Raw genomic sequence first — 25,904 nt, 5'->3', positions numbered from 1 at the left:
TGGATGCATGGGACGCGGTGATGGATCGGGCCGCATCGTCTCGCCCGAGGGTGCGGACGACAGCGGCACAGGCATCCTGCATGTCGACATGGATGCCTTCTACGCGGCGGTCGAGGTGCTCCACGACCCGTCTCTGCGCGGACTGCCGTTGATCATCGGGGGACGCGACGGACGCTCGGTGGTCTCCAGCGCGTCATACGAGGCGCGTCGGTTCGGCGTGCGCAGCGCCATGCCCGTCGGGCAGGCGCTGCGACTGTGTCCGACGGCGCAGGTCGTTCCGCCGGACTTCACCCGCTACCGGGCCGTCTCGGCGCAGGTGATGGAGATCTTCCAGAGCATCACCCCGCTGGTGGAGCAGCTCTCGATCGATGAGGCGTTCCTCGACGTGCGCGGAGTGCGCCGCCTGTGGGGCAGCCCCGGCGAGATCGCGGCCCTCATCAGACGACGCGTGCGAGACGAGGTCGGCATCACGTGCAGCGTCGGCGTCGCGGCGACGAAGCACGTTGCGAAGATGGCATCCACCGTGTCCAAGCCCGACGGGATGCTCGTGGTTCCCGCCTCGCGCACGCAGGAGTTCCTCGATCCGCGACCGGTCGGCGCCATGTGGGGAGTCGGGCCGAAGGCCGCCGAAGCGCTGCAGCGCCGGGGCATCCGGCTGATCCGTGACGTGCGTGAGGCACCCGCCGAAGCACTCGAGCGCGCCGTCGGACCTGCCCTCGGCCAGCGGATGCAGGCTCTCGCCCGCGGTCTCGACGCGCGTTCCGTCGAGACGGAGCGGGTGGAGAAGAGCGTCGGGCACGAAGAGACCTTCGACCGCGACATCGACGATCGAGACCTGCTGCGCGCAGAGCTCCTGCGCCTCGCAGATCGAGTCGGGGCACGCCTGCGTACCTCGGGGTGGCATGCCGGAGCGGTCGCGATCAAGATCCGGTTCGCGGACTTCACCACGGTCAGCCGTACCGTCTCGCTGTCCGAGCCGACGGATGTCGGGCAGCGGATCGGCGAGACGGCGATCGCCCTGTTCGCGCAGATCGAGCGCAGGGACCCGGTGCGGCTTGTGGGCGTGCGCGCCGAGAGATTGAGGCCGGCCGGGACGTCGGCCATCGCGCTGTGGGATGACGATGAGGATCAGCGCCGCCTCGAAGGCACGCTCGACGATGCGCGCGCACGATTCGGGGTCGGCATGATCACGCGTGCTCGTCACGTCGGAGCAGCGGATCGGCGCGCAGGCGGGGGAGTCGAGCCGCGGCCGTTCGGCCGCGAGTGACCGATGGCGTCGTTCGATAGCGTGGATGCCATGCCGCCAGCTTCTTCCCCTGATCTCTTCGGAGAGCGGCTGAGCGCGGCCACGGCCCGCATCTGCGATGCGGTCACCGCGGTGTCGGCATCGAATCCCGTCGTCATCATCGACGGTCGCAGCGGTGCGGGCAAGAGCAGCCTCGCGGCTCGCGTCGCGCGAGCCTGGCCGCTGCACACGCCAGTGCAGTTGCTCGCGCTCGACTCCGTCTATCCCGGCTGGGGCGGACTCGAGCGCGGTGCGGAGATCGCCCGCGAGCAGGTGCTGCGCCCGCACGGGCGCGGTTTGATCGGCATATGGCGGCGCTGGGACTGGGAGCGGCAGGAAGAGGCCGAGGCTCATGCCGTCGATCCGGCTCTCGGCCTGATCGTCGAGGGCTGCGGTGCGCTGACGCCCGCGTCGGCCGCGCTCGCGGATGTCGCCGTCTGGGTCGACGGACCCCGCGACTCACGGCGACGACGCGCGCTCGAGCGTGACGGCGACGGATTTTGTCGTCACTGGGACATGTGGGCAGCCCAGGAGGAGGCGCACATGACCCGGAACGAGCCGCACAAGCTCGCGAGCATCACCGTGGCTACGCCGTAGCGGCATCCGCCTCGTCGGCGCGCTGAATGAGGTCGTCCAGCCGATACCCGAGCCAGTCGTACACGTGGAACCGTGCGTCGTCTGCGTCGTGACGGTCTTCGAGATCGACGCCCAGGCGCGACGCGACGACGAGCCGGATCGCGGTGAGCGTGCGCATCCACGCATCGACGTGGGCGAGGGGGATGCCGATGACGTGCATGCCGAGCACGTCCCGATCGTCGGCGTCGGCGTCGGTGTCGAAGTCGCTGAGATCCGCGCGCATCACGCGGGCGTCGTCACGGCGGCGGTCGAACAGCTCGTCTCGCGTGCCGCGGCGGAATTCCGCGGCGGCGATGTCGTCATCGGGATAGGCGACCGGGGTCAGCCGCGCCAGGGCGGGGTCGGAGTCCGGGCGCGGGCCGCCGATGAGCTCGAGGAACTCATCGATCAGGTGCAGCAGATTGCGTGCTTCGACCCAGGTGATCGATATCGACGGGTTCACTGCGGAACCCGTCGGATGGTGGCCCACAGGCCGAAGTCGTGCATCGCCTGAGCGTGCACCTCCATCGTCTCCCGCGGCCCGGTGGCGACGACGGCGTGTCCTTCGTTGTGCACCGCGAGCATGAGTGCCGTCGCGTGCTCCTCGGCGTATCCGAAATAGCGCCGGAACACGCGCACCACGTAGCTCATGAGGTTGACGGGATCGTCCCAGACGACCAGCTGCCACGGCACGAGCGGCGCGACCGTGAGCTGCTCGTCGAGCAGAGGAGTGGATACCGGGATGCTCATGCCCAGCCCAGTTCGTGCAGCTGCTCGTCATCGATGCCGTAGAAGTGCGCGATCTCGTGCACGAGTGTCGTGTGAACCTCGTCGCGCAGCTCGTCCTCGTCGGAGCACGCTGCGAGGTGCGCGCGGCGGTAGACGATGATGCGGTCGGGCAGCTCGCCCATGCCATACTGTGCTCGTTCGGTGAGCGCGAATCCCTCGTACAGGCCGAAGAGGTCGCTGCCGTCGTCTGGTTCGTCCTCGACGACGAAGACGACGTTGTCGAGTCCGTCGATCATGTCGTCCGGCAGCCGGTCGAGTTCCTCGACGACGAGCGCCTCGAAGGCCTCGACGGTCATCTCGATGCCGCCGTCGGGCAGAGCCTGCGCGTCGGAGTCGAGTGAGGAGGACATGCTTCGATGCTAGCCGGGCGCACTCGGCCCCGGGCGACTCTGCCGACGGCTCATAGCCTCGATCGGTACGGTGCGACGGGGAGAACGGGCCACGCGCAGTACTCCCCGCGACAGACCCGCCGAGACGATGAGGAACACGATTCGACATGCGCATCCGCCCGATCATCCCGACCGTCGTCCTCGCCCTCGCAGGCGCTCTGCTGCTGACCGCCTGCTCACCCGCCGAGCAGGCGCCCGCGGAGCGCGGCGGTGCGGCGGCGACGGCGCCCGACGGCTCGGCAGAACTGGAAAAGCTCTCGCGCACCGACGTGCGCACGGTGGTCGACCGGCTCGATCGCGCGCCGCTCGATGAGCGGGATGATGCGGTGGCGGCATCGATCCGCACCGACCGTGTCGTGCTCAGCGACGTCGATGGATCCCAGGTGGAGCTGGCGATGCCGGACGGCCTCACCTACATCTCCTTCGCCCCGTATCGCACGCAGAACCACGACTGCACCTTCCATGCGCCGAGTTCGTGCGTCGGGGAGCTGCGCAACACCGAGCTGCAGCTGACCATCACCGATCTTGCGACGGGGGAGACGCATGTCGACGAGAAGACGCAGACGTTCGACAACGGCTTTGTCGGTGCATGGCTGCCGCGGGGCATCGACGCGGAGGTCGTGATCGTCGTCGCCGACAGCGAGGCGAGAGCCGTGATCTCCACCGTGAACGACGACGACCCGACCTGCATCACGACCCTGCCGCTCGCCGAGCGCGGCTGACACGACGAAGCCCCCGGGTTCATGACGAACCCGGGGGCTTCTCTGGGGTGAGTAACGGGGCTTGAACCCGCGACCCCCGCGACCACAACGCGGTGCTCTACCAGCTGAGCTATACCCACCATGTGCCTGCCGGAGCGGGCAACTCGATAAGTCTATTACATGTTCGGAGTGAACTCTGACACGGTGCGGGCGGCGATATCGCGGGCCTGCTCTGACGAGGGTCCTGGCGCGTCCGTGAACACCGCGGCGCGGTAGTAGCGAAGCTCGCGGATCGACTCGAGGATGTCGGCCAGGGCTCTGTGGCCGCCGTGCTTCTCGGGAGCCTGGAAGAACACGCGCGGATACCAGCGGCGGGCGAGCTCTTTGATGCTCGAGACGTCGACGTTGCGGTAGTGCAGGTACTGATCGATGTTCTGCATGTAGGTGGCCAGGAACATCCGATCGGTGCCGATCGTGTTGCCGGCCAGCGGTGCCCGGCGCTCGAGCGGGACGAAGCGCTTGATGTATGCGAGGGTCTGCTCCTCGGCATCCGCAAGGCTGACGCCGTCCGGGATCTCGTCGATGAGACCCGATGCACGGTGCATGTCGGTGACGAAGTCGTTCATGTTCGCGAGCGCGGCATCGCTCGGCTTGATGACGATCTGAAAGCCGGGATCGAGCAGGTTCAGCTCGAAGTCGGTGACCACGACCGCGATCTCGACGAGCTCGTCGACCGAGAGGTCGAGGCCCGTCATCTCGCAGTCGATCCAGACGAGCCGGTCGTTCTCAGTCGCAGAAACCATGGTTCGATCCTAGCGACGGGGCCCGACACGGTAATCTGGACCCGGTACGCCTCCTTAGCTCAGAGGAAGAGCATCGGCTTTCTAATCCGTTGGTCGCAGGTTCGAATCCTGCAGGGGGCACAGCTTCACCCGCGCAGGGCGGCCACCGCATCGTCGGCATCCCAGAACTCGCCCACCAGGCGGAAGCCTCCGGATGCCAGGTGCAGGCGCTCCGCGCGGAACCGGATGCCGAGCGGGTCGGCGATCACGCGCAGATGCCCGCGGATCGTGCCACGGGCGTCGACGACGCGCCAGAGGTGGTCTCCTGCCCTGTCGAGGTGCTCGGCCCGCGTGCGCAGGAACGGTGTCTCCCACAGAAGAGCGGGCTGTGTGTCGGTCAGCGAAGTCATGCTGTCTCCTTTCGTGATTCGAACATATGGACGGCCACCGACATTCCGTCCCGTAGACTCGGCCGCATGCCCGTGACCTCTCCGTACGCCGCTCGTCTCGCCGAGATCCCGGTAGAACGACGCGAGGTGCAGGTGCTGGGGGCGACCACGGCGTACTGGGTCTACGGCGAGGCGGCGGAGGATGCGCCGACCATCGTCGCGGTGCACGGCTTCCGAGGCGAGCATCACGGTCTCGAGCCGATCGTGGCGTACCTGCCGGGCATCCGGATCATCTCGCCGGATCTGCCCGGCTTCGGCGAGACGCCGCCGATCCCGGATCGCGAGCACGACCTCGGGCTCTACACCGGCTGGCTGTGCGAATTCGCCCGCGCTGTCGCCCCGGGGGCGATCATCCTCGGGCACTCGTTCGGGTCGATCGTCTCAGCCGCAGCCGTGGCGGGCGGCCTCGAGACGCCTCGCCTCATCCTGATCAACCCCATCGGGGCACCCGCACTAGAGGGCCCGAAGGGCGTGCTCACCCGGATCGCCGTGCTCTACTACGCGCTCGGCGCCAGGCTGCCCGAGCGATGGGGCACGGCGCTGCTGCGGCATCCGCTCACGGTGCGGGCGATGAGCGTGGCCATGGCCAAGACCCGCGACCGGGCGCTGCGCAGGTTCATCCACGATCAGCACGACACCTACTTCTCGCGCTTCGCCGATCGCGAGGTGCTGCACGACGCCTTCGTGACCAGCGCCTCGCACGATGTGCGCGCGTTCGCCGGCGTGATCGACGTGCCGACGCTGCTGATCGCGGCTCAGCGCGACGACATCACGCCGATCGAGGCCGAGCGGCGCCTCGCCATGATGTTCCCCCAGGCCGAGCTCGTCGAGATCGCCGAGGTCGGACACCTCATCCACTACGAGACGCCGGCGGAGGCGGCAGGGGCGATCCGGCGCTTCCTCAGGCTTCCCGCCGCGCCAGTCCGATGAGTCCCGCGACCCGGAACGGGATGACCTCGCCCATCGCGAGCGAGGTCTCGGTGCGCTCGACCCCCTCGATAGACAGGATCCTTGCGTCGGTGTCGAACAGGTGACGCGCGTCGCGGCATGCGACTCGAGCGAGCAGATCGATCGATCCGCTCAGCCCATGCGCCTGCACGATCTCGGGAACCCGTGACAGCTCGGCGATGATGCGCGGCAGCTCGGTCTGACGCACGCCGATGCTGATGAACGCCTGCAGCGGGAACCCCAGCACCTCGGTCGAGAACGAGCGTTCGTACGACTCGAAGACGCCCGTCTGCTCGAGCCGGGCCATCCGGGCCTGGATGGTGTTGCGAGACAGACGGAGCCGATCGGCGAGCTTGACCACGGTCGTGCGCGGATCCTCCGCCAGGGCGGTGAGCAGTTCGAGGTCTGTGCGATCCAGGATGGGCATAGTGCCACACGATAGCAGGGCGCCTGAACCGAGCATTGTGCAACATGCTCAGCAACCGGAGACATGCTTGAGCGAGGTGTCAGCCCGACGTAGCATTCGAGCAGGCCCGACGCAGCAGTCGGGAAGCCGTGCATGCCCCACGAAGGCCGCCACGTCAGGAGGACGCCGATGTCACCGAACACCAGCCCGATCGTCGACGCGCAGAACGATCTCGAACTCACGGAGCGCATCCTCGCTCCCGACGGCACCCGAGTGCGCAACCAGCTGCTCGACCGCTGGATAGGCGACATCGACTACGCGGCGATGCGCGCGCTGCACCGCGACATGGTGGTGCTGCGGCGCATCGACACCGAGGGCGTCGCGCTGCAGCGACAGGGCCAGCTGGGTCTCTGGGCGCCGTGCAACGGCCAGGAGGCCGCGCAGATCGGAACCGCCCGCGCACTGGCGGCGAACGACTTCGTCTTCCCTAGCTACCGCGAGACCGGGGTGATGTACACCCGCGGTGCCGAACCGGGCGACTACGTGCGCATGTGGCGCGGCGAGGAGGGCGCGGCGTACGACCCCGCGCGACTCGGCATCGCTCCGCTGCAGATCATCATCGGGGCGCAGACCCTGCACGCGGTCGGGTACGGCATGGGCATCCTGCATGATGGAGCCGATGAGGTCGCGGTCACCTACTTCGGCGACGGCGCGACGAGCCAGGGCGACGTGAACGAGGCGATGATCTTCGCGTCGTCCTATCGCGCGCCCGTCGTGTTCGTCTGCCAGAACAACCACTGGGCGATCTCCGAGCCGGTCGGTCTGCAGTCCCAGTACCCGCTCGCCGGCCGTGCGCCCGGATTCGGCATCCCCAGCCTGCGCGTCGACGGCAACGACGTGCTCGCCTGCATGGCGGCGATGCGCTGGGCGCTCGACCACGCGCGCTCGGGCAAGGGGCCGGCCTACCTCGAGGCGGTGACCTACCGCATGGGCCCGCACACCACAGCCGACGACCCGAAGCGCTACCGCGACGATGCAGAGCTCGCGCTGTGGCGCGAGCGAGACCCGATCGCCCGCCTCGAGGCGCACCTGCGCGCCGCCGGCGAACTCGGCGACGATCACCTCGAAGCCGTCCGCACCGCCGCCGACGACGTCGCCCGTGACATGCGCGCCGCGTGCATCGACATGAAGACGCGGCCCGCTCTCGCCGTCTTCGACCGCGTCTACGCCGAGCCGCACTCCGGACTCGAGCGCCAGCGCGACGAGTACGCCGCGTACCTCGCGTCGTTCGAGGAGGCCTGAGATGACGATGATGACGATGGGCAAGGCGCTGAATGCGGGGCTGCGCCAGGCCATGCTCGACGACGAGAAGGTCGTCCTCATGGGGGAGGACATCGGCACGCTCGGCGGTGTGTTCCGCATCACCGACGGTCTCAAGGACGAGTTCGGCGCGAAGCGCGTGATCGACACTCCGCTCGCCGAGTCCGGCATCGTCGGCACGGCGGTCGGTCTCGCATTCCGCGGCTACCGCCCGGTCGTCGAGATCCAGTTCGACGGCTTCATCTACCCCGCGTTCGACCAGATCGTCTCGCAGGTCGCCAAGCTGCACTACCGCACGCAGGGCCGGGTCAAGATGCCGATCACGATCCGCGTGCCCTGGGCGGGCGGCATCGGCGCGGCCGAGCACCACTCCGAATCGCCCGAGGCGTACTTCGTGCACACCGCCGGGCTGCGCGTGATCGCCGTCTCCGACCCGCAGGACGCGTACCGCTGCCTGCGCCAGGCCATCGCGTGCGACGATCCCGTGCTGTTCTTCGAACCCAAGCGCCTGTACCACCACAAGGGCGAGGTCGACCTGTCGGCACCCCTCGCCGACGCCCCGCCGATGGGCCTCGCCCGCGTCGTGCGTCAGGGCGCGGATGCGACGATCATCACATACGGCGCCATGGTCAGCACGGCGCTCGACGCAGCAGCGGCGGCGGAGGACGAGGGTGTGTCGCTCGAGGTCATCGATCTGCGCTCGCTCTCTCCCGTCGACTACGAGACGGTCTCGGCCTCGGTGCGTCGCACGGGGCGCGTGGTCGTCGTGCACGAGGCCTCCCGGGAGGCGGGAGTGGCCGCCGAGGTGATCGCGAGCATCACGGAATACTGCTTCGAATACCTGGAGGCCGCGCCCGTGCGCGTGACCGGACACGACATCCCCTATCCGCCCGCGAAACTCGAGAAGTTCCACCTTCCCGATCTCGACCGCATCCTCGATGCCGTCGATCGCCTGCTCGATCGTCCGCACAGCCTGAGTGCGGCGACCGCGAAGGGAGACGAGCGGTGATCGCCGAATTCCGCCTGCCCGACCTCGGCGAGGGGCTGACCGAAGCCGAGGTCGTCCAGTGGCTGGTGCAGCCGGGTGACGCCGTAGCGCTGAACCAGACTCTCGCCGAGGTCGAGACGGCCAAAGCCGTGGTCGAACTGCCCTCCCCCTACGAGGGGACCGTCGCGTCGCTGCACGCCGATGCGGGGGAGACGGTGGCCGTCGGGGCGCCGCTGATCGCGTTCGACGTCGTCGGAGAAGAGACCGATGCGCCGTCGGCACCCGCCGGAGCCGAGCAGGAGGAGAAGACGCAGCCCAATCTCGTCGGATACGGCGCCGCTCCCGCATCCGCCGGTCGTCCGGCCCGACGCGCCAGACGAGGCGGTGCCGCCCCCGCGTCGGCGGCGGACGCCGAGGTCCTCGTGGCGGCTCCGCACGATGCACTGCCGCCGAGCGTCGCCGAGCCCGCGGTGGGAGAGCGGCCCCGCTCGACCCCGCCCGTGCGCGCCCACGCGAAACGCCTCGGCGTCGATCTCGCGCTGGTCGCAGCCGACGTCGGCGACCGGGTGATCACCCGCGAGGACGTGGATGCCTACGCCGAGCGCACCGGGGCGGCCGGCGCCGCGAGCGCGCCGGCGACGGAACCGGCGCCGATGCCGTCGTCCGCGCCGGCTGCGATGCCGTCGGGGGAGCGGGCGCAGACCCGCATCCCGGTCAAGGGCGTGCGGAAGCACACCGCTCAAGCGATGGTGCGAAGCGCCTTCACCGCTCCGCACGTCACCACGTTCCACACCGTCGACGTCACGGCGACCATGGAGCTGATCGATCAGCTCAAGGCCGACCGGACGCTCTCCGAACACCGCATCGGGCCACTCGCGGTGGTCGCGAAGGCGGTCGCTCTCGCACTCGGCCGCAATCCGTCGCTCAACGCGACCTGGGATGAGCCGGCGGGCGAGATCGTGCACAACCACTTCGTCGATCTGGGAATCGCGGCGGCGACCGAGCGCGGTCTGATCGTGCCGATCATCCGGGATGCCGAGCGCCTCTCGCTGACCGGGATCGCCGACGCGCTCACCGAGCTGACGCAGACCGCCCGCGCCGGCAGGACCAGCCCGGCGGAGCTGGCGGGAGGCACCTTCTCGATCACGAACATCGGGGTCTTCGGCATCGATGCGGGCACCCCGATCCTCCCGCCCGGGCAGTCCGGCATCCTCGCCGTCGGAGCCGTGCGGCGCCAGCCATGGGAGCACCGCGGCGAGATCGCGCTGCGTCAGATGATGACGCTGAGCCTGTCTTTCGACCACCGCCTGGTCGACGGAGCTGACGGTGCGCGCTTCCTCAAGGACGTCGCCGACATCCTCGAGGAGCCCGGCCGGGCGCTGCTGTACTGAGCTGCGCGCCATCGATGCGGGTCGGCCGCCGACGTGGGGATCGTCGGCGGCCGATCTCGGTCGAGACCCCAGGACAGCGGGTCACCCGTGAGCGGCGGTCAGCGCCGCGATCGCCATCGCCGCGAGCACGCGTGACGTGTCGGCGCGGGTGCGGAGGGCTGCAGAGGTGCTGTGCGGAGTGGAGTTCAGCAGCCCGAAGCACGCCTGCACGCGAAGTCGCAGCTCGTCTCGATCCGCGGCGACGAGGGCGCTGAGCGCGTCGATCCACAGGCCGACGTACGCACGCTGCAGGCGTCGCACGTCGGAGCGCGACTCCTCCGTGAGGTGTGCGAGATCGCGATCCTGAACCCGGATGACGTCGGCGTTGCGCAGAGCGAAGTCGACGTGGAAGTCGACGAGCATCGCCATTCGGGTGCGTTCGTCGGCGGCGCCTTGCACGACCGCCGTGCCACCGGCGACGAGGTCTTCGCTCACGCCGATGAGCAGCGCGCCGAGCAGGGCCTGCTTTCCCGCGAAGTGCCGGTAGACGGCCGGGCCGGAGATGCCGACGGCCGCTCCGATGTCCTCCAGGCTCACGCTCGAATAGCCGCGGGCGCCGAAGAGCTCGGCGGCCGCGACGAGGATCGCATCGGTCCGCTGCGCCTTCGCGCGGTTGCGCGCCGTGACGGTCGTTGTCATTTCGGTTAATCCTCGCTAACCTGAATTACCGGGGTTAGTGAACACTAACCCTTCTGGTGTGTTTTTCCGCAATGGTCAAGGAGGACCCGCGATGCCGGTCACCCAGCAGGCTCTCGCCGAGGAGTTGCGCGAGCGCCTCTCCACCGCGGCGCTCGGAGGTCCCGAGCGCTCCCGTGAACGGCATGTCGCCCGCGGCAAGATGCTGCCGCGCGACCGGGTCGACCGGCTGCTCGACGAGGGCAGCCCGTTCATCGAGATCGCGCCTCTGGCAGCGAACGGGCTCTACGGCGATGAGGCGCCGGGCGCGGGGGTGATCGCGGGCATCGGGCTGGTGCACGGGCGGCACGTGATGGTCGTCTGCAATGATCCGACGGTCAAGGGCGGCACCTACTTCCCGATGACGGTGAAGAAACACCTGCGCGCGCAGGAGATCGCGCTCGAGAATCACCTGCCCTGCCTCTACCTCGTCGACTCCGGGGGCGCGTTCCTGCCCAAGCAGGACGAGGTATTCCCCGACCGCGACCATTTCGGCCGCATCTTCTTCAATCAGGCGCGCATGTCGGCCGAGGGCGTCCCGCAGCTGGCGGCAGTGCTCGGCTCGTGCACCGCGGGCGGAGCGTACGTGCCGGCGATGAGCGATCAGACCGTGATCGTGCGCGGCCAGGGCACGATCTTCCTCGGCGGTCCGCCGCTGGTGAAAGCGGCGATCGGCGAGGTCGTCACCGCCGAGGAGCTGGGTGGGGGAGAGCTGCACGCCCGACGCTCGGGCGTCGTCGATCACCTGGCCGACGACGACGAGCACGCACTCGAGATTCTCCGCGACATCGTCGCGACTCTGCCGCAGCCCGCCCAGCCGGCGTGGCACGTCGCGCCGAGCATCGCACCCCGCGAGTCCGGAAGCCTCTACGATGTCGTGCCCGTCGACGTGAACGCCGCGTACGACGTGCACGAGGTGGTCGACCGGCTCGTCGACGCCGACAGCGTCAGCGAGTTCAAGCCCGAGTACGGCGCGACGCTCGTCACCGCGTTCGCCCGGCTGCACGGACACCCGGTCGGGATCGTCGCCAACAACGGCGTGCTGTTCAGCGAATCCGCCCAGAAGGGCGCGCACTTCATCGAGCTCTGCGACCAGCGCGGCATCCCGCTGCTGTTCCTGCAGAACATCACCGGGTTCATGGTCGGCACCGACGCCGAGGCGGGCGGCATCGCCAAGGACGGCGCGAAGATGGTGACCGCCGTGGCCACCACCCGCGTGCCGAAGCTGACCGTCATCATCGGCGGCTCGTTCGGCGCGGGCAACTACTCGATGTGCGGTCGGGCGTACTCGCCGCGGTTCCTGTGGAGCTGGCCCGCCAGCCGCATCTCGGTCATGGGCGGCGCTCAGGCGGCGTCCGTCCTCGCGACCGTGAAAGAGGATCAGCTCACCGCTTCCGGAACGCCGTGGACGCCCGAGCAGCGCGCCGACTTCGAAGCGCCCGTCCGCAGCCAGTACGAGGCACAGGGCGAGCCCTATTACGCCACAGCGCGGCTGTGGGACGACGGGATCATCGACCCGGAGCAGACCCGCGATCTGCTCGGACTCGCCCTCGACGTCGTCTCGCGGACATCGCTGCCAGAACCCCGCTTCGGCCTCTTCCGGATGTGATCGCAATGACCATCGACACCGTGCTCGTCGCCAATCGCGGCGAGATCGCCCGCCGCATCATCCGCACCCTGCGCGAGCTCGGCATGCGCAGCGTCGCCGTGTACAGCGACGCCGACGCACACGCCCCGCACGTGCGCGAAGCCGACCAGGCCGTCCACATCGGCGGGTCCGCTGCATCGGACTCGTATCTGAACGTGCAGGCCATCATGGCGGCAGCCGCGGCATCAGGCGCACAGGCCATCCACCCGGGTTACGGCTTCCTCTCCGAGAGCGTCCAGCTGGCGCGCGCGTGCGCGAGCGCCGGCGTGGCCTTCATCGGCCCTGGTGAGCGGGCGCTCGAGATCATGGGAGACAAGGCCACGGCGCGCGACCACGTCGCGCGGCACGGCGTGCCCGTGGTGCCCGGCTTCACCGCGGCGGGCCTCGACGACGGCCAGATCCGGGCCCGCGCCGACGAGATCGGCTACCCGCTTCTGGTCAAGCCCAGCGCAGGTGGCGGCGGCAAGGGGATGGAGATCGTCCGCTCGGGCGACGAGCTCGCGGGTGCGCTCGCGACGGCGCGCCGCGTGGCTGCTGCGGCCTTCGGCGACGACGCGATGGTGCTCGAGCGCCTCGTGCAGCGCCCTCGGCACATCGAGGTGCAGGTCTTCGGCGACGCGCACGGCACCGTGATCGCGCTCGGCGAGCGCGAGTGCACGCTGCAGCGTCGTCACCAGAAGGTCATCGAAGAGGCGCCGGCCGCCCATCTTCCCGATCCGGTGCGCCGGCGACTGCTCGACGCTGCGGTCGCGGCGGCCAAGAGCGTCGACTACGTCGGCGCCGGGACGGTGGAGTTCCTCGTCGAGGCGGATGCCGTCGACGACGTGTTCTTCATCGAGATGAACACCCGTCTGCAGGTCGAGCATCCGGTGACCGAGGAGGTGACCGGCCTCGATCTCGTCGCCCTGCAGCTGCACATCGCCGCGGGAGGGGCGATCGGCGAGCCTCCCGTCGTCCGCGGTCACGCGGTCGAGGCACGCGTGTACGCCGAATCGCCCGAGCGGGGGTTCCTGCCCTCCACCGGGCGGGTGCTGCTGTTCGACCCGCCGCGCGACGTGCGGGTGGATGCCGCGATCGAGACCGGCTCGGAGATCAGCGGGTTCTACGACCCGATGATCGCGAAGGTCGTCGCGTACGGCCCCGACCGGGCGACAGCCCTCCGCCGCTTGGACTCCGCGCTCGCCCGCACCGTCGTGCTGGGAGTCGAGACGAACATCGCCTTCCTCCGCGCGCTGATCCGCGACGAGCGAGTGCGGCGCGGTGACCTCGACACCGGTCTGATCGAGACGATGCTGCCGTTCGTCGCGCCCCAGCCGACACCCCCCATGCTGGCGACGGCCGCGCAGGCGGTGCACGTCGGCGGCGCCTCCGCTGCCGCGGACATCTGGCACGAGCTCGCCGGCTGGCGCATCGGCCGACCCGCGGTGCTGCCGCGCACGATGCTGCTCGCCGACGACGGCGCCGTTCTCGAGGCCCCCGACGCCTACGCGCCGGGCATCCCGGCGGCGACCGACGACGAAGGAGCCGTGTGGGTCTTCGCCGACGGCATGACAGCGCGGCTGCGGCCACTCTCGCGCCGCGAGCGCCTGCACCGCCGTCTGGCCGAGCGGGAGCGCGCGTCGCGTCCTCGCCATCCCGAGGGACGCGCCCCCATGCCGGGCAGCATCGTGGCCGTCCATGTCGCCGACGGCGACCTGGTGCACGCGGGAGACCCCCTCGTCTCGATCGAGGCGATGAAGATGGAGCATCCGGTGCTCGCGCCCCACGACGGCACGGTGCACCTGCTGGTCGCTCTCGGCGACCAGGTGCGACGGGACCAGCCCGTCGCACGAGTCAGCGAAGAGGAGACAGCATGAGCGCCCAGACCGAACTGACCGGTGTCGACCTGAACGAAGAGCAGCGCGAACTCGCCGCGATGGTGCGGGAGTTCGCCGAAGAGGTCGTCGCGCCGCAGGCGTACGAGGCCGACCGCACGCACACGCTGAATCTCGACGTCGTGCGGCAGATGGGGGAGATGGGATTGTTCGGTCTGCCGTTCTCGGAGGAGCACGGCGGGCAGGGCGGGGACTACCTGGCTCTCGGGCTGGCGATCGAGGGCATCGCCCGAGTCGACCAGTCGCTCGCGATCACCCTCGAGGCCGGAGTCAGCCTCGGCGCCATGCCGATCTACCGCTTCGGCACCGAGGAGCAGAAGCGGGAGCATCTGCCCGCCCTGCTCGCAGGCCACGCGCTGGCGGGCTTCGGTCTCACCGAGCCGGAGGCCGGCAGCGATGCGGGCGCCACGCGCACGACCGCGCGCCTGGAGGGCGGGGAGTGGGTGCTGAACGGCAGCAAGCAGTTCATCACCAACTCCGGCACCGCCATCACGCGCTTCGTGACCATGACCGCCGTCACCGGCACGACGCGGCGCCCCGACGGCGGGGAGCGGAAGGAGATCTCCACCATCATCGTCCCGAACGGCACCCCGGGCTTCACCGTCGAGCCGGCGTACGACAAGGTCGGCTGGAACGCCTCCGACACGCACCCGCTCACGCTGAACGACGTCCGCGTGCCGGAGGAGAACCTGCTCGGCGAGCGCGGCCAGGGGTTCCGCAGCTTCCTCAGCATCCTCGACGAGGGCCGGATCGCGATCGCCGCTCTCGCGACGGGCGCCGCGGAAGGATGCCTGGAGGCGGCCGTCGACTACGCCGGCAAGCGCACGGTCTTCGGCGCGGCGCTGAGCACGAGGCAGAACGCGCAGTTCACGCTGGCCCGCATGCGCGCCCGCGTGCACACCGCGCGCCTCGCGTGGCAGCACGCCGCACGGCTTCGTGACGCCGGTCGTCCGTTCGCTGAGGAGGCGGCGATCGCCAAACTCGTCTCGGGCGAGGCGGCGATGGACAACGCGCGCGACGCGACGCAGATCTTCGGCGGCAACGGCTTCATGAACGAGTACCCCGTGGCGCGGCACTACCGGGACTCGAAGATCCTCGAGATCGGCGAGGGCACCACCGAGGTGCAGCTGCTCGTCATCGCCCGGTCGCTGGGCCTGGTCGGATAGCGTGCGAGCATGACCGACATCGTTCAGCGCGGACTGTACTTCGAGGAGCTCGAGGTCGGCGCCCGCTACCTGCACCGGCCGGGGCGCACCGCGACCGAGGCCGACAACGTGCTCTTCACGACGCTCACCATGAACACGCAGGCGCTTCACCTCGACGCCGCCTTCGCCGATGGGCAGGAGCCGTTCGGCCAGCGGCTGATGAACTCGATGTGGACGCTGTCGACGATGGTGGGCGCGTCGGTGACACAGCTCACTCAGGGCACCCTGGTCGCGCAGCTGGGGCTCGGTGACATCTCGTTCCCGCATCCGCTGTTCCACGGCGACACGCTGTACACCGAGAGCGTGATCGTCGACAAGCGGCTCTCGGCATCCCGCCCCGGCCAGGGCATCTGCACGATCGAGCACACCGGACGCAATCAGGACGGCGTTATCGTGGCGAAGGCCACCCGCACCGCCCTGATGCGCTGCCTGCCGGAGGGCGAACGGTGACCCTCGGCATGGGCCCCGCGCTGCTGTTCTGCCCCGCCGACCGGCCCGAGCGCTTCGCGGGGGCGATGCAGAAAGCAGATGCCGTGATCCTCGATCTCGAAGACGCTGTGCTTCCGGATGCCAGAGCGCAGGCGCGCGAGAACATCATCGCCGCTGACATGGACCCCGACCGTGTGATCGTCCGCGTGAACGCGCCGGAGACCGCGGAGTTCGCCCGCGACGTCGATGCGCTGCAGCGCACCCCGTTCCGCACGGTGATGGTGGCGAAGAGCGAGGATCCGGCGGCATTCGACGCGTTCGGCGCCGAGTTCGGACTGATCGCCCTGTGCGAGACCGCGCGCGGCGTGCACCGGGCGGGAGAGCTCGCCGCTCACGAGCGCGCCGTCGGACTGATGTGGGGCGCGGAGGATCTCGTGGCGTCTCTCGGCGGGATGTCGAGCCGCTTCCCGGACGGGCGGTACCGCGACGTGGCCCGCTCGGCGCGGTCGCTGGTCCTGCTCGCGGCCGGAGCGCACGGCCGGACGGCCATCGACGCGGTGCACCTCGACATCGATGATGCAGACGGTCTCGCCGCCGAGGCCGCGGATGCGGTGGCATCCGGATTCGGCGCGACCGCATGCATCCATCCGAAGCAGGTCGCGGTGATCCGGGACGCCTACCGACCAGACGAGTCGACGATCACGTGGGCTCAGGCGGTGCTGGCGGCCGCCGAGGGGGAGCGCGGCGTGTTCCGCTTCGAAGGGCGGATGATCGACGAGCCGGTGCTGCGCCACGCCCGTGCCGTGCTCGAAAGGAGCTGAGCTGTGCTTCGGCAGGCTCGGCATCCCATGTGGTGGGTCCCTGAGCCTGTCGAAGGCCCCTGAGCCCGTCGAAGGGTCAGATCGGGATCGCCTCGAGCAGGCGCAGCGTGCCCCGCTCGGCGACGAAGCGGTGGACCGAGCCGTTGTGCAGCGAGTCACCCACCCTCGGCAGCGAGCCGCCCGAGACGTGCATGAGCAGCGAGCGGATGACCCCGCCGTGGCTGACGACGATGATCGACTCCGCTCGCGGCGCCGACCGTCGACGCGAGGCGCGCGCGATCCGCTCGAGGGAGTCCATCGCACGATCGCGCACCTCGTCGAGGGTCTCCGCGCCCGGCACCGCCGAGGTCCAATCGCCCCAGGTCTTCAGGTAGTCCTCGACGAGCATCCCCTCGCCGTCGCCGAAGGTGCGCTCGCGCAGCCCGCGGGTGAGCGCAGGCGCCCCGAGGCCGAGTTCGTCCGCGATGATCTGCGCCGTCTGCTGCGCGCGCACCAGCGGGCTCGCGTAGATCGCGTCGTACTGCTCACCGGCGAGCGCGGCGGCGGCCCTGCGGGCGTCGTCTCGCCCGGTGTCGTTGAGCGGGATGTCGGTGGTGCCCTGGATGCGACGGGCGAGGTTCCAGTCGGTCTGTCCGTGGCGTACGAGTGTCAGCAGGGTCACCCCTCGAGCCTACGGGAGGCTCCGGTGCGCCCCGCTCAGAGAGCTCCGAGGCGGGTCGCCAGCGCGGAGAGGACCTCGGTCGTCCCGCCCTCGATGACCTCGTCAGCCCAGGCATCCGCCCTGGTCGGCTCGTGATTGACGATCACGATCGGCATGTCGCGCCTGCGCGCCCGCTCGATCACCCGGATACCGGAGTTCACGGTGAGAGACGTGCCCGCGACGACGAGTGCCGACGAGGCGTGCACGAGGGACTCCGCGAGCGCGAACCGACGGATCGGCACGAACTCGCCGAAGTACACGACGTCGGGCTTCAGCATCCCGCCGCAGATCTCGCATGTCGGGATGACGAAGCCCGCCGTGCTCTCCGGCGAGACGTCTCCGTCGGGGTTGAGCACGATGTTCTCCGGCACGAGGATCCACGGGTTCAGCTGCTCGATGCGCTCGGCGATCGCCCTGCGGTCGTACACCTGCCCGCAGTGCAGACAGAGCGTGCGGTGCATCGTGCCGTGCAGCTCCACGACGCGCCGGCTGCCGGCGCGCAGGTGCAGCCCGTCGACGTTCTGGGTGACCACGCCGGTCGCTGCTCCCGCGCGCTCCAGCGCCGCCAGCGCGAGATGCCCGCCGTTCGGATCCGGCGCCGTGAACGCCCGGTAGCCGAGATGACCGCCGAGCCAGTACCGCCGACGTGCGGCCTCATCGGAGAGATAGGTCTGGATGGTCATCGGCTTCGAGCGCGGCGGTGCGCCTGCGCCGCGGTAGGCCGGAATGCCCGAATCGGTCGAGATGCCCGCTCCGGTGAGCACGGCGAAGGGAAGGCCGCTCAGCAGCCCGGCCGTGCGATCGACGGCGTCGGCGACGGTGTCCGAGAGCTCGAGCGATTGCACCTCGGAAGTCTATTCGGGCGGGCGCGGCTGCGGGGCCGTTTCGACCTGCAAGCATGGACGGATGCAGCTGCACCACATTCGCGACCCGCACGACCCGGTGCTCGACGACTACCGCTCGCTCACCGATACGGCTCTGCGCCGGGTGCGGGAGCCGGAAGGCGGGCTGTACATCGCCGAGTCGGCGAAGGTCATCGAGCGCGCTCTGCAGGCGGGTCACCGTCCGCGTTCGATGCTCATCCAGCAGAAGTGGGCGGACGCCGTCGTGGAGCTGCTCGGCGAACGCGACGTGCCCGTCTACGTCGTGACGGATGAGGCAGCCGAGCAGCTCACCGGTTTCGCCGTGCATCGCGGGGTGATGGCGGCCATGCACCGCCCGGAGCCGGCGCCCGTGGCCGATCTGCTCGCGCGGATCGACAGCGCACGCCCGCGGCTCGCCGTGCTGGAGGGACTCACCGACCACACCAACGTCGGAGCGATCTTCCGATCGGCGGCGGCGCTCGGCGTCGACGCGGTTCTCGTCAGCCCCACCTGCGCCGACCCGCTGTACCGCCGTTCGGTGCGCGTGTCGATGGGCACGGTGTTCCAGGTGCCGTGGACGCGCATCGACACCTGGCCGGCGGGCATCGACGAGCTGCGCTCGGCCGGGTACCTCGTCGCCGGCATGTCGCTCGGAAGCGGCGCGATCACGCTCGACGATCTCGTCGCGGAGTCGCCGGAGCGTCTCGCGCTGATCTTCGGCACCGAGGGCGACGGCATCCGCCCCGAGACCGACCGCCTGCTCGACCGACGGGTCACCATCCCCATGAGGGCCGGGGTGGATTCCCTCAACGTCGCCGCCGCGTCCGCGGTGGCGTTCTACGCGACGCGCTGAGCGCGGCCGGCGATCGGATCAGCCGACGTCGCCGCGCAGGAACGGCATCGCATCCGGGCGCTTCGCGGAGATCGTGTCGCCCGAGGACTGGTGACGCAGACGCCGCAGCACCCAGGGCACGAGGTGCTCGCGCGCCCAGCCGATGTCTTCGGTGCGCGCCTCGCGCCACGTGCGCACCGGCATGGGATCAGGCTGCATGGGCTGCAGCGTGTTCGGCACGTTCAGCGCGCGCAGCACCATGCGCGCGACCTCATGATGGCCGAGCGCGTTCAGGTGCAGCCGATCATCGGCGAAGAACCGCGTGTCCTGGATGACCTTCAGCGCCCACTGGTCGGCCACGATGCAGTCGTGCCTGTCGGCGATCGCGCGCACGTTCTCGTTGTAGATCGCGACCTTGCCGCGGAACGCACGGAAGACCGGGGTGAAGTGCGTGTCGATGCCGGTGAAGAGCACGACCGCGGCTCCCGTCGACGCCAGGCGTGCGACGGCGCGCTCGAGCTGCGCGGCGATGTCGTCGGGATCGGTGCGCGGACGGATCACGTCGTTGCCTCCCGCGCAGATCGAGACCAGATCAGGATTCAGAGCGACCGCCGGCTCGATCTGCTCAGCGGCGATCTGGGCGATCAGCTTTCCCCGCACGGCGAGGTTGGCGTACGCGAAGTCATCGACGTCCTGTGACAGCACCTCGGCGACGCGGTCGGCCCATCCGCGGTGCCCTCCGGGAGCAGCCGGGTCGGGGTCGCCGATGCCCTCGGTGAACGAGTCGCCGACCGCCACGAATCGACGCCACGGGTGCGGACCCTCGTTGGCGACGTAGGGGGTGCGCGAGGAATCCTGATCGACCATCGTCTCTCCTTCGACAGGAACTGCCGCGGGTGCCGGCAGCACAGCATCCGAGCCTACCCCCGGCCCCGAACCGAACTGTCGGCGGCCTGGATTATCGTAGATGCGATGCTCTCTCCGTCCTTCCCTCAGCGCGCCCCGTGGGGTACCGCCGACAAGCTGAGGGCATGGCAGCGCGAGGCGCTCGAGCAGTACTTCCAGGCCGATCAGCGCGACTTTCTCGTCGCAGCGACCCCTGGCGCGGGCAAGACCACCTTCGCTCTGACGCTGGCGGTCGAGCTGCTGCGGATGGGCGAGGTGAACCGGGTCATCGTCGTCGCGCCGACCGAGCACCTCAAGACGCAGTGGGCCGACGCCGCAGCGCGCGTGCACATCCGTCTCGACCCCCGCTTCCGCAACAGCCACTGGGCCCCGTCACGGCAGTACCACGGCGTCGTCGTGACCTACGCGCAGGTCGCCGCGAAGTCGTCCGTGCATCGGCATCTGACCGAGGACGCGAACACGCTGGTGATCCTCGACGAGGTGCACCACGGCGGTGACGCGCTGAGCTGGGGCGATGCGATCCGCGACGCGTACGGTCCGGCCAAGCGCCGCCTGCTGCTCTCGGGAACGCCGTTCCGCAGCGACACGGCGCCCATCCCGTTCGTCGAGTACCTGCCAGACGAGTCGGGCGCGCGGGTGTCGAGCACCGACTACGCCTACGGCTACGGCCGGGCCCTCGAAGACGGCGTCGTGCGGCCGGTGCTCTTCCACATGTACTCCGGCAAGATGCGCTGGCGCACGAGCGCCGGCGACGAGCTCGAGGCGCACCTCGGCCAGGACAACACCAAGGACGTCACCTCGCAGGCCTGGCGGACGGCTCTGGACCCGGAGGGGGAGTGGATGCCCGCCGTGCTGCGCGCCGCCGACCGGCGCCTCTCCGAGATCCGCCACCACGTGCCCGACGCCGGCGGACTCGTGCTCGCCACCGACCAGACCGTCGCGCGCGCCTACGCGAAGATCCTGCACAGCATCACCGGGCAGCAGCCCACCGTGGTGCTGAGCGACGACGCGTCGGCGTCGGAGCGGATCGAGCGGTTCAGCGCCGACGACCGGCGCTGGATGGTCGCGGTGCGGATGGTCTCGGAGGGCGTCGACGTGCCGCGCCTCGCCGTCGGCGTGTACGCCACCTCTTCGTCGACGCCGCTCTTCTTCGCGCAGGCGATCGGGCGCTTCGTGCGCGCCCGCCGCCGTGGCGAGGCGGCCAGCGTGTTCCTGCCCAACGTGCCTGTGCTGATGACTCTCGCGAACGAGATGGAGAAGCAGCGCGATCATGCACTCGACCGTCAGACGAAGGATGACGACGGCCTCGAGGATTCTCTTCTCGAGAGCGCCAACCGCGAAGACGACGCATCGGATGCCCTGACCCAGGAGTTCACCTACCAGGCGATCTCGTCGCTCGCCCACTTCGACAGGGTCGTGTTCGATGGCAAGGACTTCGGTCAGCTCGCCGAGCCCGGCACGCCGGAGGAGGAGGAGTTCATCGGGCTTCCCGGTCTGCTCGAGCCCGAGCACGTGCACGACCTCCTCATGCAGCGTCAGGCCAGGCAGAGCAAGCTGCGTCAGGCGCGTGAGGCCGCGGCTCCTCCCGAGCAGGAGTCGACCCTGCCCGCACCGCTGCACCGCACGCTGCGCGAGCAGCGGCAGCTGCTCAACAGCCTGGTGGGGCTGTACGCCCGCCAGAGCGGCGAGCCGCACGGCGCGGTGCACGCCGAACTGCGTCGCGTGTGCGGTGGTCCCGCCGTCCCGCAGGCGACGGTCGCGCAGCTGCAGTCCCGGATCGACGTGCTGCGCAAGCGCGTGCGCTCCTGAGCGGCGCGCTTCGGGCATCCGAAATCCTGTCAATCGCTGTGCTGACGCAGTCTCTGGGCACCGCCGTCGATACCGTTGACTGTTCCCCACAGCACGGAGGATGCATGAACGCGCCCGCACAGCCCACCCCAGCCGATCGCCGGCAGTGGGCACGCTATCTCGTCGAGGAGCGCGCCGAGGGCGCGGTCTACACGAACCTCGCGGCACGCCGCGAGGGCGAGGAGCGCGAGATCCTGCTCTCGCTCGCCGAGGCCGAGCGCCGACACGAGCAGCACTGGCTCGACCTTCTGGGCGGAGAGCCGTCGAGGCTGCCCAGGGCGGGTCTGCGCTCGCGGATGCTGGGCTGGATGGCCTCCCGCTTCGGATCGATCTTCGTCCTCGCGCTCGCACAGAGCGCCGAGGCGCGATCGCCCTACGACACCGAGGAGTTCGCGACTGCCGCGATGCGCGCCGACGAGAAGGTGCACCACGAAGTCGTCCGCGGCCTCGCCGCGCGCGGGCGCCGCCGGCTGTCGGGCTCGTTCCGCGCTGCGGTGTTCGGCGCGAACGACGGTCTCGTCTCCAACCTCGCACTCGTGCTGGGAATCGGAGCCACGGGCGTGAGCGGCGGTTTCGTGCTCTTCAGCGGCATCGCCGGACTGCTGGCCGGCGCCCTCTCGATGGGGGCGGGCGAATTCGTGTCGGTGCGCTCCCAGCGCGAGCTGCTGGCATCCACGGAGGAGAACAGCGATGCCGACGCCACAGCGGGCGACCTCGACATCGATGCCAATGAGCTGGCACTCGTGTACCGCGCGCGCGGCATGGCGCAGGACGAGTCGCTGGTGCGCGCGCAGCGCGTCGTCGAGGCGGCGCAGGCGGGCATCCGGCGCGACGCGACAGGGCCGATCGGAATCCACGCCGACCACGAGGTGATCGGCAGCGACTGGGCTGCGGCGATCTCCAGCTTCCTGCTGTTCTCCTCCGGCGCGATCATCCCCGTGCTGCCGTGGATCTTCGGACTCAGCGGCACCGCGGCGATCCTCGTCGCCCTCGTGCTGGTGGGGATCGCGCTGCTGGCCACGGGGGCGATGGTGGGCATCCTCTCCGGCGGTCCGCCGCTGAAGAGAGCCCTCCGTCAGCTCGCGATCGGCGTGGGCGCCGCCGCGATCACCTACGGTCTCGGTCTGGCGTTCGGCGTCGGCGCAGTCTGAGTCGACCTCTCCGAGTCCCGTCGTCAACCCCCTCGCGCGAAGCACCGTGTTCGGGCTGACTGGGATCTCCATCCCAGAAGCGAGGAGTTGAAAATGCCCCAGATCATCGAGACCGTCGACGTGAACGTCCCCGTGAGCGTCGCCTACAACCAGTGGACGCAGTTCGAGAGCTTCCCGCACTTCCTCGACGAGGTCGTGTCGATCACGCAGATCGACGACACGCACAACCACTGGGTCGTCAACGTCGGGGGAGCGGAGCGCGAGTTCGACGCCGAGATCACCGAGCAGCACCCCGACGAGCGGGTCGCCTGGAAGAGCATGGGCGGCGAGACCGAGCACGCCGGCGTCGTCACGTTCCACAAGCTCGATGAGAACACGACGCGCGTCACGGCTCAGATCGACTGGGACCCGCAGGGTCTGCTCGAGAAGGTGGGAGCGCTGGTGGGCGCGGGCTCCCATGCCGTGAAGAAGGATCTCGACAACTTCAAGAAGTTCATCGAGGGGCGCGGCGGCGAGACCGGCGCGTGGCGCGGCGACGTCGACGCCTGAGCGTCGTTGCGCGTATCGGTCGTCATCCCGGTGCGGGATGACGCAGAGCTGCTGACGTGCTGCCTCGCCGCATTGCGCGAGCAGACGCGACCGGCCGACGAGGTGATCGTCGTCGACAACGCATCCTCGGATGCGTCGGCGGCGATCGCCGCGTCCGCAGGGGCACGGGTGGTGTTCTGCCCGGAGATCGGCATCCCCGCCGCCGCGGCGGCGGGATACGACGCGGCGGCCGGCGATCTCATCCTGCGACTCGACGCCGACTGCGTCCCGCCGTCGACCTGGGTGCAGGATGCCATGGCGTGGTTCGCGCGCTCTCCGGAGTGCATCGCGGCGACGGGCGGTGCACGATTCATCGACGGGCCGCGGGCACTGCGCTGGACCGCGTTGATCTATCTCGGTGCGTACGAGGCCACCACGAGAACCGCGCTCGGTCATCGGCCGCTCTTCGGCTCGAACATGGCGATGCGGGCGGATGCCTGGCACGCAGTGCGCGAGCAGGTGCATCGGCACGACGCCGAGACACACGACGACCTGGACCTGTCGTTCCACCTCGGCTCGCTCGGCCGCATCGGGTGGATGCCGGGGCAGCGGATGGGGATCTCCATGCGACCGCTGTGGCCTGGGCGCGCCTTCGGCCGCCGGATGAGACGGGGCACCCGCACCGTCCGGCTGCACTGGCCCGAGGATTTCCCGCCGTACCGGTGGCGGCGACTGCGGGTGCGGAACTGAGACGAAGAAGGCCCGGATCCACCGGATCCGGGCCTTCTTCGCTCTGTGCGCGAGGGGGGACTTGAACCCCCACGCCCTATGCGGGCACTAGCACCTCAAGCTAGCGCGTCTACCTATTCCGCCACCCGCGCAGGTGATGAATGTTCGTTGCCGAACGAAGATCGACTCTAGCACGGCCCACGGGGCTGTTCGAACCAGCGCGACTCCCGGGCGTGGCATCGCGGTTGGGTAGCCTGGGCTCATGCCCGATACTGAGCTGCCTGAGGTCGTCCGCATCGCCCGCGACCTGATCCGCATCGACACGTCGAACTTCGGCGGCGGCAGGGCCAACGGCGAGCGCGAGGCGGCCGAGTACGTCGGCGCCTACCTGCAGGAGCTCGGCCTCGAGCCGGAGTACTACGAGCCCATCGAGCGACGCACGAACGTGATGGCGCGGGTGCCGGGGCGCGACCCCGAGCGCCCTGCCCTCGTCGTGCACGGGCATCTTGATGTCGTCCCGGCTGTCGCCGCCGACTGGAGCGTCGACCCGTTCGAGGGCGTTGTGCGCGACGGGATGCTGTGGGGGCGCGGCGCAGTCGACATGAAGAACATGAACGCGATGATCCTGACCGCCGTCGGCGACATGCTGCGCGCGGGGGAGCAGCCGGAGCGCGACCTCATCCTCACCTTCTTCGCCGACGAGGAGAACGGCGGCGTCGAGGGCTCGGCCCTGGTCGTCAAGGACCGACCGGACTGGTTCGCCGGTGCCACGGAGGCGATCAGCGAGGTGGGCGGCTACTCGATCACGGTCGACGACCGCCGCGTCTACCTGCTGCAGGTGGGCGAGAAGGCCATGCTCTGGCTGCGCCTCGTCGCCAAGGGCCGCGCCGGGCACGGCAGCCGCTACCACGACGACAACGCGGTGACGCGGCTCGCCGAGGCCGTGGCGGCGATCGGGCGCACCCGCTGGCCGATCCGGCTCACCCCGACGACCCGCGCGCTGCTCGACGGACTGAGCGACGTCACCGGCCGTTCCAGCGACGACCCGGATGCGCTGGCCGCAGCCGCCGGTCCCGCGGAGGCGTTCCTGCGCTCGACGTTCCGCACCACGACCAACCCGACGGCCCTGACGGCGGGATACAAGCACAACGTGATCCCCGAGACGGCCGAGGCGCTCATCGACGTCCGTGTCATCCCCGGCACCGAGGACGACGTGCTCGCTGAGCTGCAGCGGATCGCCGGCGACGACATCGAGATCCAGACGGTCGTGCGGGACATCGGAATGGAGACCGCGTTCGAGGGCGACCTGGTCGAGGCGATGGTAGCCGCGCTCGGGCGCCATGATCCCGGCGTGCCGGTGATCCCGTACCTTCTCGGTGCGGGAACCGACAACAAGGCGCTCGCGTCGCTGGGCATCACCGGGTACGGGTTCGCGCCGCTGCGGCTGCCCGCCGATCTGGACTTCACCGGGATGTTCCACGGAGTCGACGAGCGCGTGCCCGTAGAATCGCTTGTCTTCGGCCAGCGCGTGCTGGCCGATCTGCTGCGCAGCTGCTGATCAGCCTCGTTCGCGCCGACCTCACCACGCCCTGT

General features: G+C 69.8%; 28 protein-coding genes and 3 tRNA genes. 19 read left to right on the top strand and 12 right to left on the bottom strand.

All coding sequences use genetic code 11. The features are described from left to right. The first annotated feature begins 7 nt into the window (after nt 1-7). Nucleotides 8-1,267, top strand: a complete 1,260-nt coding sequence (dinB, locus tag PGB26_RS11255; RefSeq protein WP_271637696.1) for a DNA polymerase IV — start codon at nt 8-10, stop codon at nt 1,265-1,267. Nucleotides 1,268-1,297: 30 nt separating this feature from the next. After that, a complete protein-coding gene (locus PGB26_RS11250) occupies nt 1,298-1,882 on the top strand; it encodes a hypothetical protein (protein WP_271637695.1) in 585 nt (194 codons plus the stop codon). On the opposite strand, the gene PGB26_RS11245 is transcribed toward PGB26_RS11250, so the two are convergent. The 3 genes from PGB26_RS11245 to PGB26_RS11235 are packed head-to-tail and all read right to left on the bottom strand — an operon-like array spanning nt 1,872 to nt 2,985. Then, nucleotides 1,872-2,363 carry a DUF2017 family protein gene (locus PGB26_RS11245; RefSeq protein ID WP_271637694.1) on the bottom strand — a complete coding sequence of 164 codons (492 nt, stop codon included), beginning with the start codon at nt 2,361-2,363 and terminating at the stop codon, nt 1,872-1,874. The two genes, PGB26_RS11250 and PGB26_RS11245, sit on opposite strands and share 11 nt — an antisense overlap. Then, entirely contained in the window at nt 2,360-2,650 is a 291-nt protein-coding gene (gene clpS, locus PGB26_RS11240) for an ATP-dependent Clp protease adapter ClpS (RefSeq protein ID WP_271637693.1), read from the bottom strand. Before clpS ends, PGB26_RS11245 begins: the two co-directional genes overlap by 4 nt. Next, nucleotides 2,647-2,985 (bottom strand): metallopeptidase family protein, encoded by a 339-nt coding sequence (locus PGB26_RS11235; protein WP_271639654.1) that lies wholly within the window; start codon nt 2,983-2,985, stop codon nt 2,647-2,649. The genes clpS and PGB26_RS11235 overlap by 4 nt, the downstream gene beginning before the upstream one ends. A gap of 200 nt (nt 2,986-3,185) precedes the next feature. On the opposite strand from PGB26_RS11235, the gene PGB26_RS11230 reads away from it, so the two are divergent. Next, nucleotides 3,186-3,800, top strand: a complete 615-nt coding sequence (locus PGB26_RS11230) for a CueP family metal-binding protein (protein WP_271637692.1) — start codon at nt 3,186-3,188, stop codon at nt 3,798-3,800. Nucleotides 3,801-3,843: 43 nt separating this feature from the next. Here the strand turns inward: PGB26_RS11230 and PGB26_RS11225 are convergent. Beyond that, nucleotides 3,844-3,919 (bottom strand) — tRNA-His (locus PGB26_RS11225). 36 nt (nt 3,920-3,955) lie between these two features. Next, the gene (gene orn, locus PGB26_RS11220) at nt 3,956-4,582 is read right to left on the bottom strand and encodes an oligoribonuclease (RefSeq protein WP_271637690.1); all 627 of its coding nucleotides are present in this window, start codon (nt 4,580-4,582) and stop codon (nt 3,956-3,958) included. 48 nt (nt 4,583-4,630) lie between these two features. Between orn and PGB26_RS11215 the strand changes: the two genes are divergently transcribed. Further along, nucleotides 4,631-4,702: transfer RNA gene (locus tag PGB26_RS11215), tRNA-Arg, on the top strand. Between the two features lie 5 nt (nt 4,703-4,707). On the opposite strand, the gene PGB26_RS11210 is transcribed toward PGB26_RS11215, so the two are convergent. Continuing rightward, entirely contained in the window at nt 4,708-4,971 is a 264-nt protein-coding gene (locus PGB26_RS11210; RefSeq protein WP_271637689.1) for a hypothetical protein, read from the bottom strand. 66 nt (nt 4,972-5,037) lie between these two features. On the opposite strand from PGB26_RS11210, the gene PGB26_RS11205 reads away from it, so the two are divergent. Further along, complete coding sequence (locus tag PGB26_RS11205) at nt 5,038-5,940, top strand: alpha/beta fold hydrolase (RefSeq protein WP_271637688.1); 903 nt, start codon at nt 5,038-5,040, stop codon at nt 5,938-5,940. On the opposite strand, the gene PGB26_RS11200 is transcribed toward PGB26_RS11205, so the two are convergent. Continuing rightward, a complete protein-coding gene (locus PGB26_RS11200; RefSeq protein WP_271637687.1) occupies nt 5,912-6,385 on the bottom strand; it encodes an Lrp/AsnC family transcriptional regulator in 474 nt (157 codons plus the stop codon). The genes PGB26_RS11205 and PGB26_RS11200 overlap by 29 nt on opposite strands. A gap of 168 nt (nt 6,386-6,553) precedes the next feature. On the opposite strand from PGB26_RS11200, the gene PGB26_RS11195 reads away from it, so the two are divergent. The 3 genes from PGB26_RS11195 to PGB26_RS11185 are packed head-to-tail and all read left to right on the top strand — an operon-like array spanning nt 6,554 to nt 10,063. Continuing rightward, complete coding sequence (locus PGB26_RS11195; RefSeq protein ID WP_271637686.1) at nt 6,554-7,666, top strand: thiamine pyrophosphate-dependent dehydrogenase E1 component subunit alpha; 1,113 nt, start codon at nt 6,554-6,556, stop codon at nt 7,664-7,666. 1 nt (nt 7,667) lies between these two features. After that, entirely contained in the window at nt 7,668-8,693 is a 1,026-nt protein-coding gene (locus PGB26_RS11190; protein WP_271637685.1) for an alpha-ketoacid dehydrogenase subunit beta, read from the top strand. Then, nucleotides 8,690-10,063, top strand: a complete 1,374-nt coding sequence (locus PGB26_RS11185) for a dihydrolipoamide acetyltransferase family protein (protein WP_271637684.1) — start codon at nt 8,690-8,692, stop codon at nt 10,061-10,063. The genes PGB26_RS11190 and PGB26_RS11185 overlap by 4 nt, the downstream gene beginning before the upstream one ends. 81 nt (nt 10,064-10,144) lie before the next feature. Here PGB26_RS11185 and PGB26_RS11180 read toward each other — a convergent pair whose 3' ends face one another. Beyond that, the gene (locus tag PGB26_RS11180; protein ID WP_271637682.1) at nt 10,145-10,741 is read right to left on the bottom strand and encodes a TetR/AcrR family transcriptional regulator; all 597 of its coding nucleotides are present in this window, start codon (nt 10,739-10,741) and stop codon (nt 10,145-10,147) included. Nucleotides 10,742-10,832: 91 nt separating this feature from the next. On the opposite strand from PGB26_RS11180, the gene PGB26_RS11175 reads away from it, so the two are divergent. The 5 genes from PGB26_RS11175 to PGB26_RS11155 are packed head-to-tail and all read left to right on the top strand — an operon-like array spanning nt 10,833 to nt 16,754. Then, nucleotides 10,833-12,386 (top strand): carboxyl transferase domain-containing protein, encoded by a 1,554-nt coding sequence (locus PGB26_RS11175; RefSeq protein WP_271637681.1) that lies wholly within the window; start codon nt 10,833-10,835, stop codon nt 12,384-12,386. A gap of 5 nt (nt 12,387-12,391) precedes the next feature. Then, nucleotides 12,392-14,281 carry an acetyl/propionyl/methylcrotonyl-CoA carboxylase subunit alpha gene (locus PGB26_RS11170; RefSeq protein ID WP_271637680.1) on the top strand — a complete coding sequence of 630 codons (1,890 nt, stop codon included), beginning with the start codon at nt 12,392-12,394 and terminating at the stop codon, nt 14,279-14,281. Then, nucleotides 14,278-15,465 carry an acyl-CoA dehydrogenase family protein gene (locus tag PGB26_RS11165; RefSeq protein WP_271637679.1) on the top strand — a complete coding sequence of 396 codons (1,188 nt, stop codon included), beginning with the start codon at nt 14,278-14,280 and terminating at the stop codon, nt 15,463-15,465. Before PGB26_RS11170 ends, PGB26_RS11165 begins: the two co-directional genes overlap by 4 nt. A gap of 9 nt (nt 15,466-15,474) precedes the next feature. Then, the gene (locus PGB26_RS11160; RefSeq protein ID WP_271637677.1) at nt 15,475-15,954 is read left to right on the top strand and encodes a MaoC family dehydratase; all 480 of its coding nucleotides are present in this window, start codon (nt 15,475-15,477) and stop codon (nt 15,952-15,954) included. After that, nucleotides 15,951-16,754, top strand: a complete 804-nt coding sequence (locus PGB26_RS11155) for an HpcH/HpaI aldolase/citrate lyase family protein (RefSeq protein WP_271637676.1) — start codon at nt 15,951-15,953, stop codon at nt 16,752-16,754. Before PGB26_RS11160 ends, PGB26_RS11155 begins: the two co-directional genes overlap by 4 nt. 76 nt (nt 16,755-16,830) lie before the next feature. Here the strand turns inward: PGB26_RS11155 and PGB26_RS11150 are convergent, their stop codons facing one another. Further along, the gene (locus tag PGB26_RS11150) at nt 16,831-17,415 is read right to left on the bottom strand and encodes a histidine phosphatase family protein (protein ID WP_271637675.1); all 585 of its coding nucleotides are present in this window, start codon (nt 17,413-17,415) and stop codon (nt 16,831-16,833) included. 35 nt (nt 17,416-17,450) lie between these two features. Next, on the bottom strand, nt 17,451-18,299 hold the full coding sequence (locus PGB26_RS11145; RefSeq protein ID WP_271637674.1) for a Sir2 family NAD-dependent protein deacetylase: 849 nt from the start codon (nt 18,297-18,299) through the stop codon (nt 17,451-17,453). 61 nt (nt 18,300-18,360) lie between these two features. Here PGB26_RS11145 and PGB26_RS11140 point away from each other — a divergent pair, with 61 nt between their 5' ends. Further along, nucleotides 18,361-19,170, top strand: coding sequence for a TrmH family RNA methyltransferase (locus PGB26_RS11140; protein ID WP_271637672.1), 810 nt, complete (start codon nt 18,361-18,363; stop codon nt 19,168-19,170). Nucleotides 19,171-19,188: 18 nt separating this feature from the next. Here PGB26_RS11140 and PGB26_RS11135 read toward each other — a convergent pair whose 3' ends face one another. Further along, the gene (locus tag PGB26_RS11135) at nt 19,189-20,016 is read right to left on the bottom strand and encodes an SGNH/GDSL hydrolase family protein (protein ID WP_271637670.1); all 828 of its coding nucleotides are present in this window, start codon (nt 20,014-20,016) and stop codon (nt 19,189-19,191) included. Between the two features lie 105 nt (nt 20,017-20,121). Here PGB26_RS11135 and PGB26_RS11130 point away from each other — a divergent pair, with 105 nt between their 5' ends. The 4 genes from PGB26_RS11130 to PGB26_RS11115 all read left to right on the top strand — a co-directional run bounded on the left by PGB26_RS11130 (nt 20,122) and on the right by PGB26_RS11115 (nt 24,332). Then, nucleotides 20,122-21,864 (top strand): DEAD/DEAH box helicase, encoded by a 1,743-nt coding sequence (locus PGB26_RS11130; RefSeq protein ID WP_271637669.1) that lies wholly within the window; start codon nt 20,122-20,124, stop codon nt 21,862-21,864. Nucleotides 21,865-21,968: 104 nt separating this feature from the next. Next, nucleotides 21,969-23,054, top strand: a complete 1,086-nt coding sequence (locus tag PGB26_RS11125; RefSeq protein ID WP_271637668.1) for a VIT1/CCC1 transporter family protein — start codon at nt 21,969-21,971, stop codon at nt 23,052-23,054. A 93-nt stretch (nt 23,055-23,147) separates the two neighbouring features. Further along, a complete protein-coding gene (locus PGB26_RS11120) occupies nt 23,148-23,603 on the top strand; it encodes an SRPBCC family protein (protein WP_271637667.1) in 456 nt (151 codons plus the stop codon). A 6-nt stretch (nt 23,604-23,609) separates the two neighbouring features. Continuing rightward, nucleotides 23,610-24,332: a glycosyltransferase family A protein gene (locus tag PGB26_RS11115; protein WP_271637666.1), complete on the top strand. Its 723-nt coding sequence runs from the start codon at nt 23,610-23,612 to the stop codon at nt 24,330-24,332. 46 nt (nt 24,333-24,378) lie between these two features. Here PGB26_RS11115 and PGB26_RS11110 read toward each other — a convergent pair. Continuing rightward, nucleotides 24,379-24,463 (bottom strand) — tRNA-Leu (locus tag PGB26_RS11110). Between the two features lie 110 nt (nt 24,464-24,573). On the opposite strand from PGB26_RS11110, the gene PGB26_RS11105 reads away from it, so the two are divergent. Beyond that, a complete protein-coding gene (locus PGB26_RS11105; protein WP_271637665.1) occupies nt 24,574-25,869 on the top strand; it encodes a M20/M25/M40 family metallo-hydrolase in 1,296 nt (431 codons plus the stop codon). The last annotated feature ends 35 nt before the right edge of the window (nt 25,870-25,904 follow it).

The sequence above is a fragment of the Microbacterium sp. nov. GSS16 genome, from assembly GCF_028198145.1.
In the GTDB taxonomy this organism is placed as follows: Bacteria; Actinomycetota; Actinomycetes; order Actinomycetales; family Microbacteriaceae; genus Microbacterium.
The sequence above is the reverse complement of the archived record's forward strand: the minus strand, read 5'-3'. Positions and strand labels throughout refer to the sequence as shown.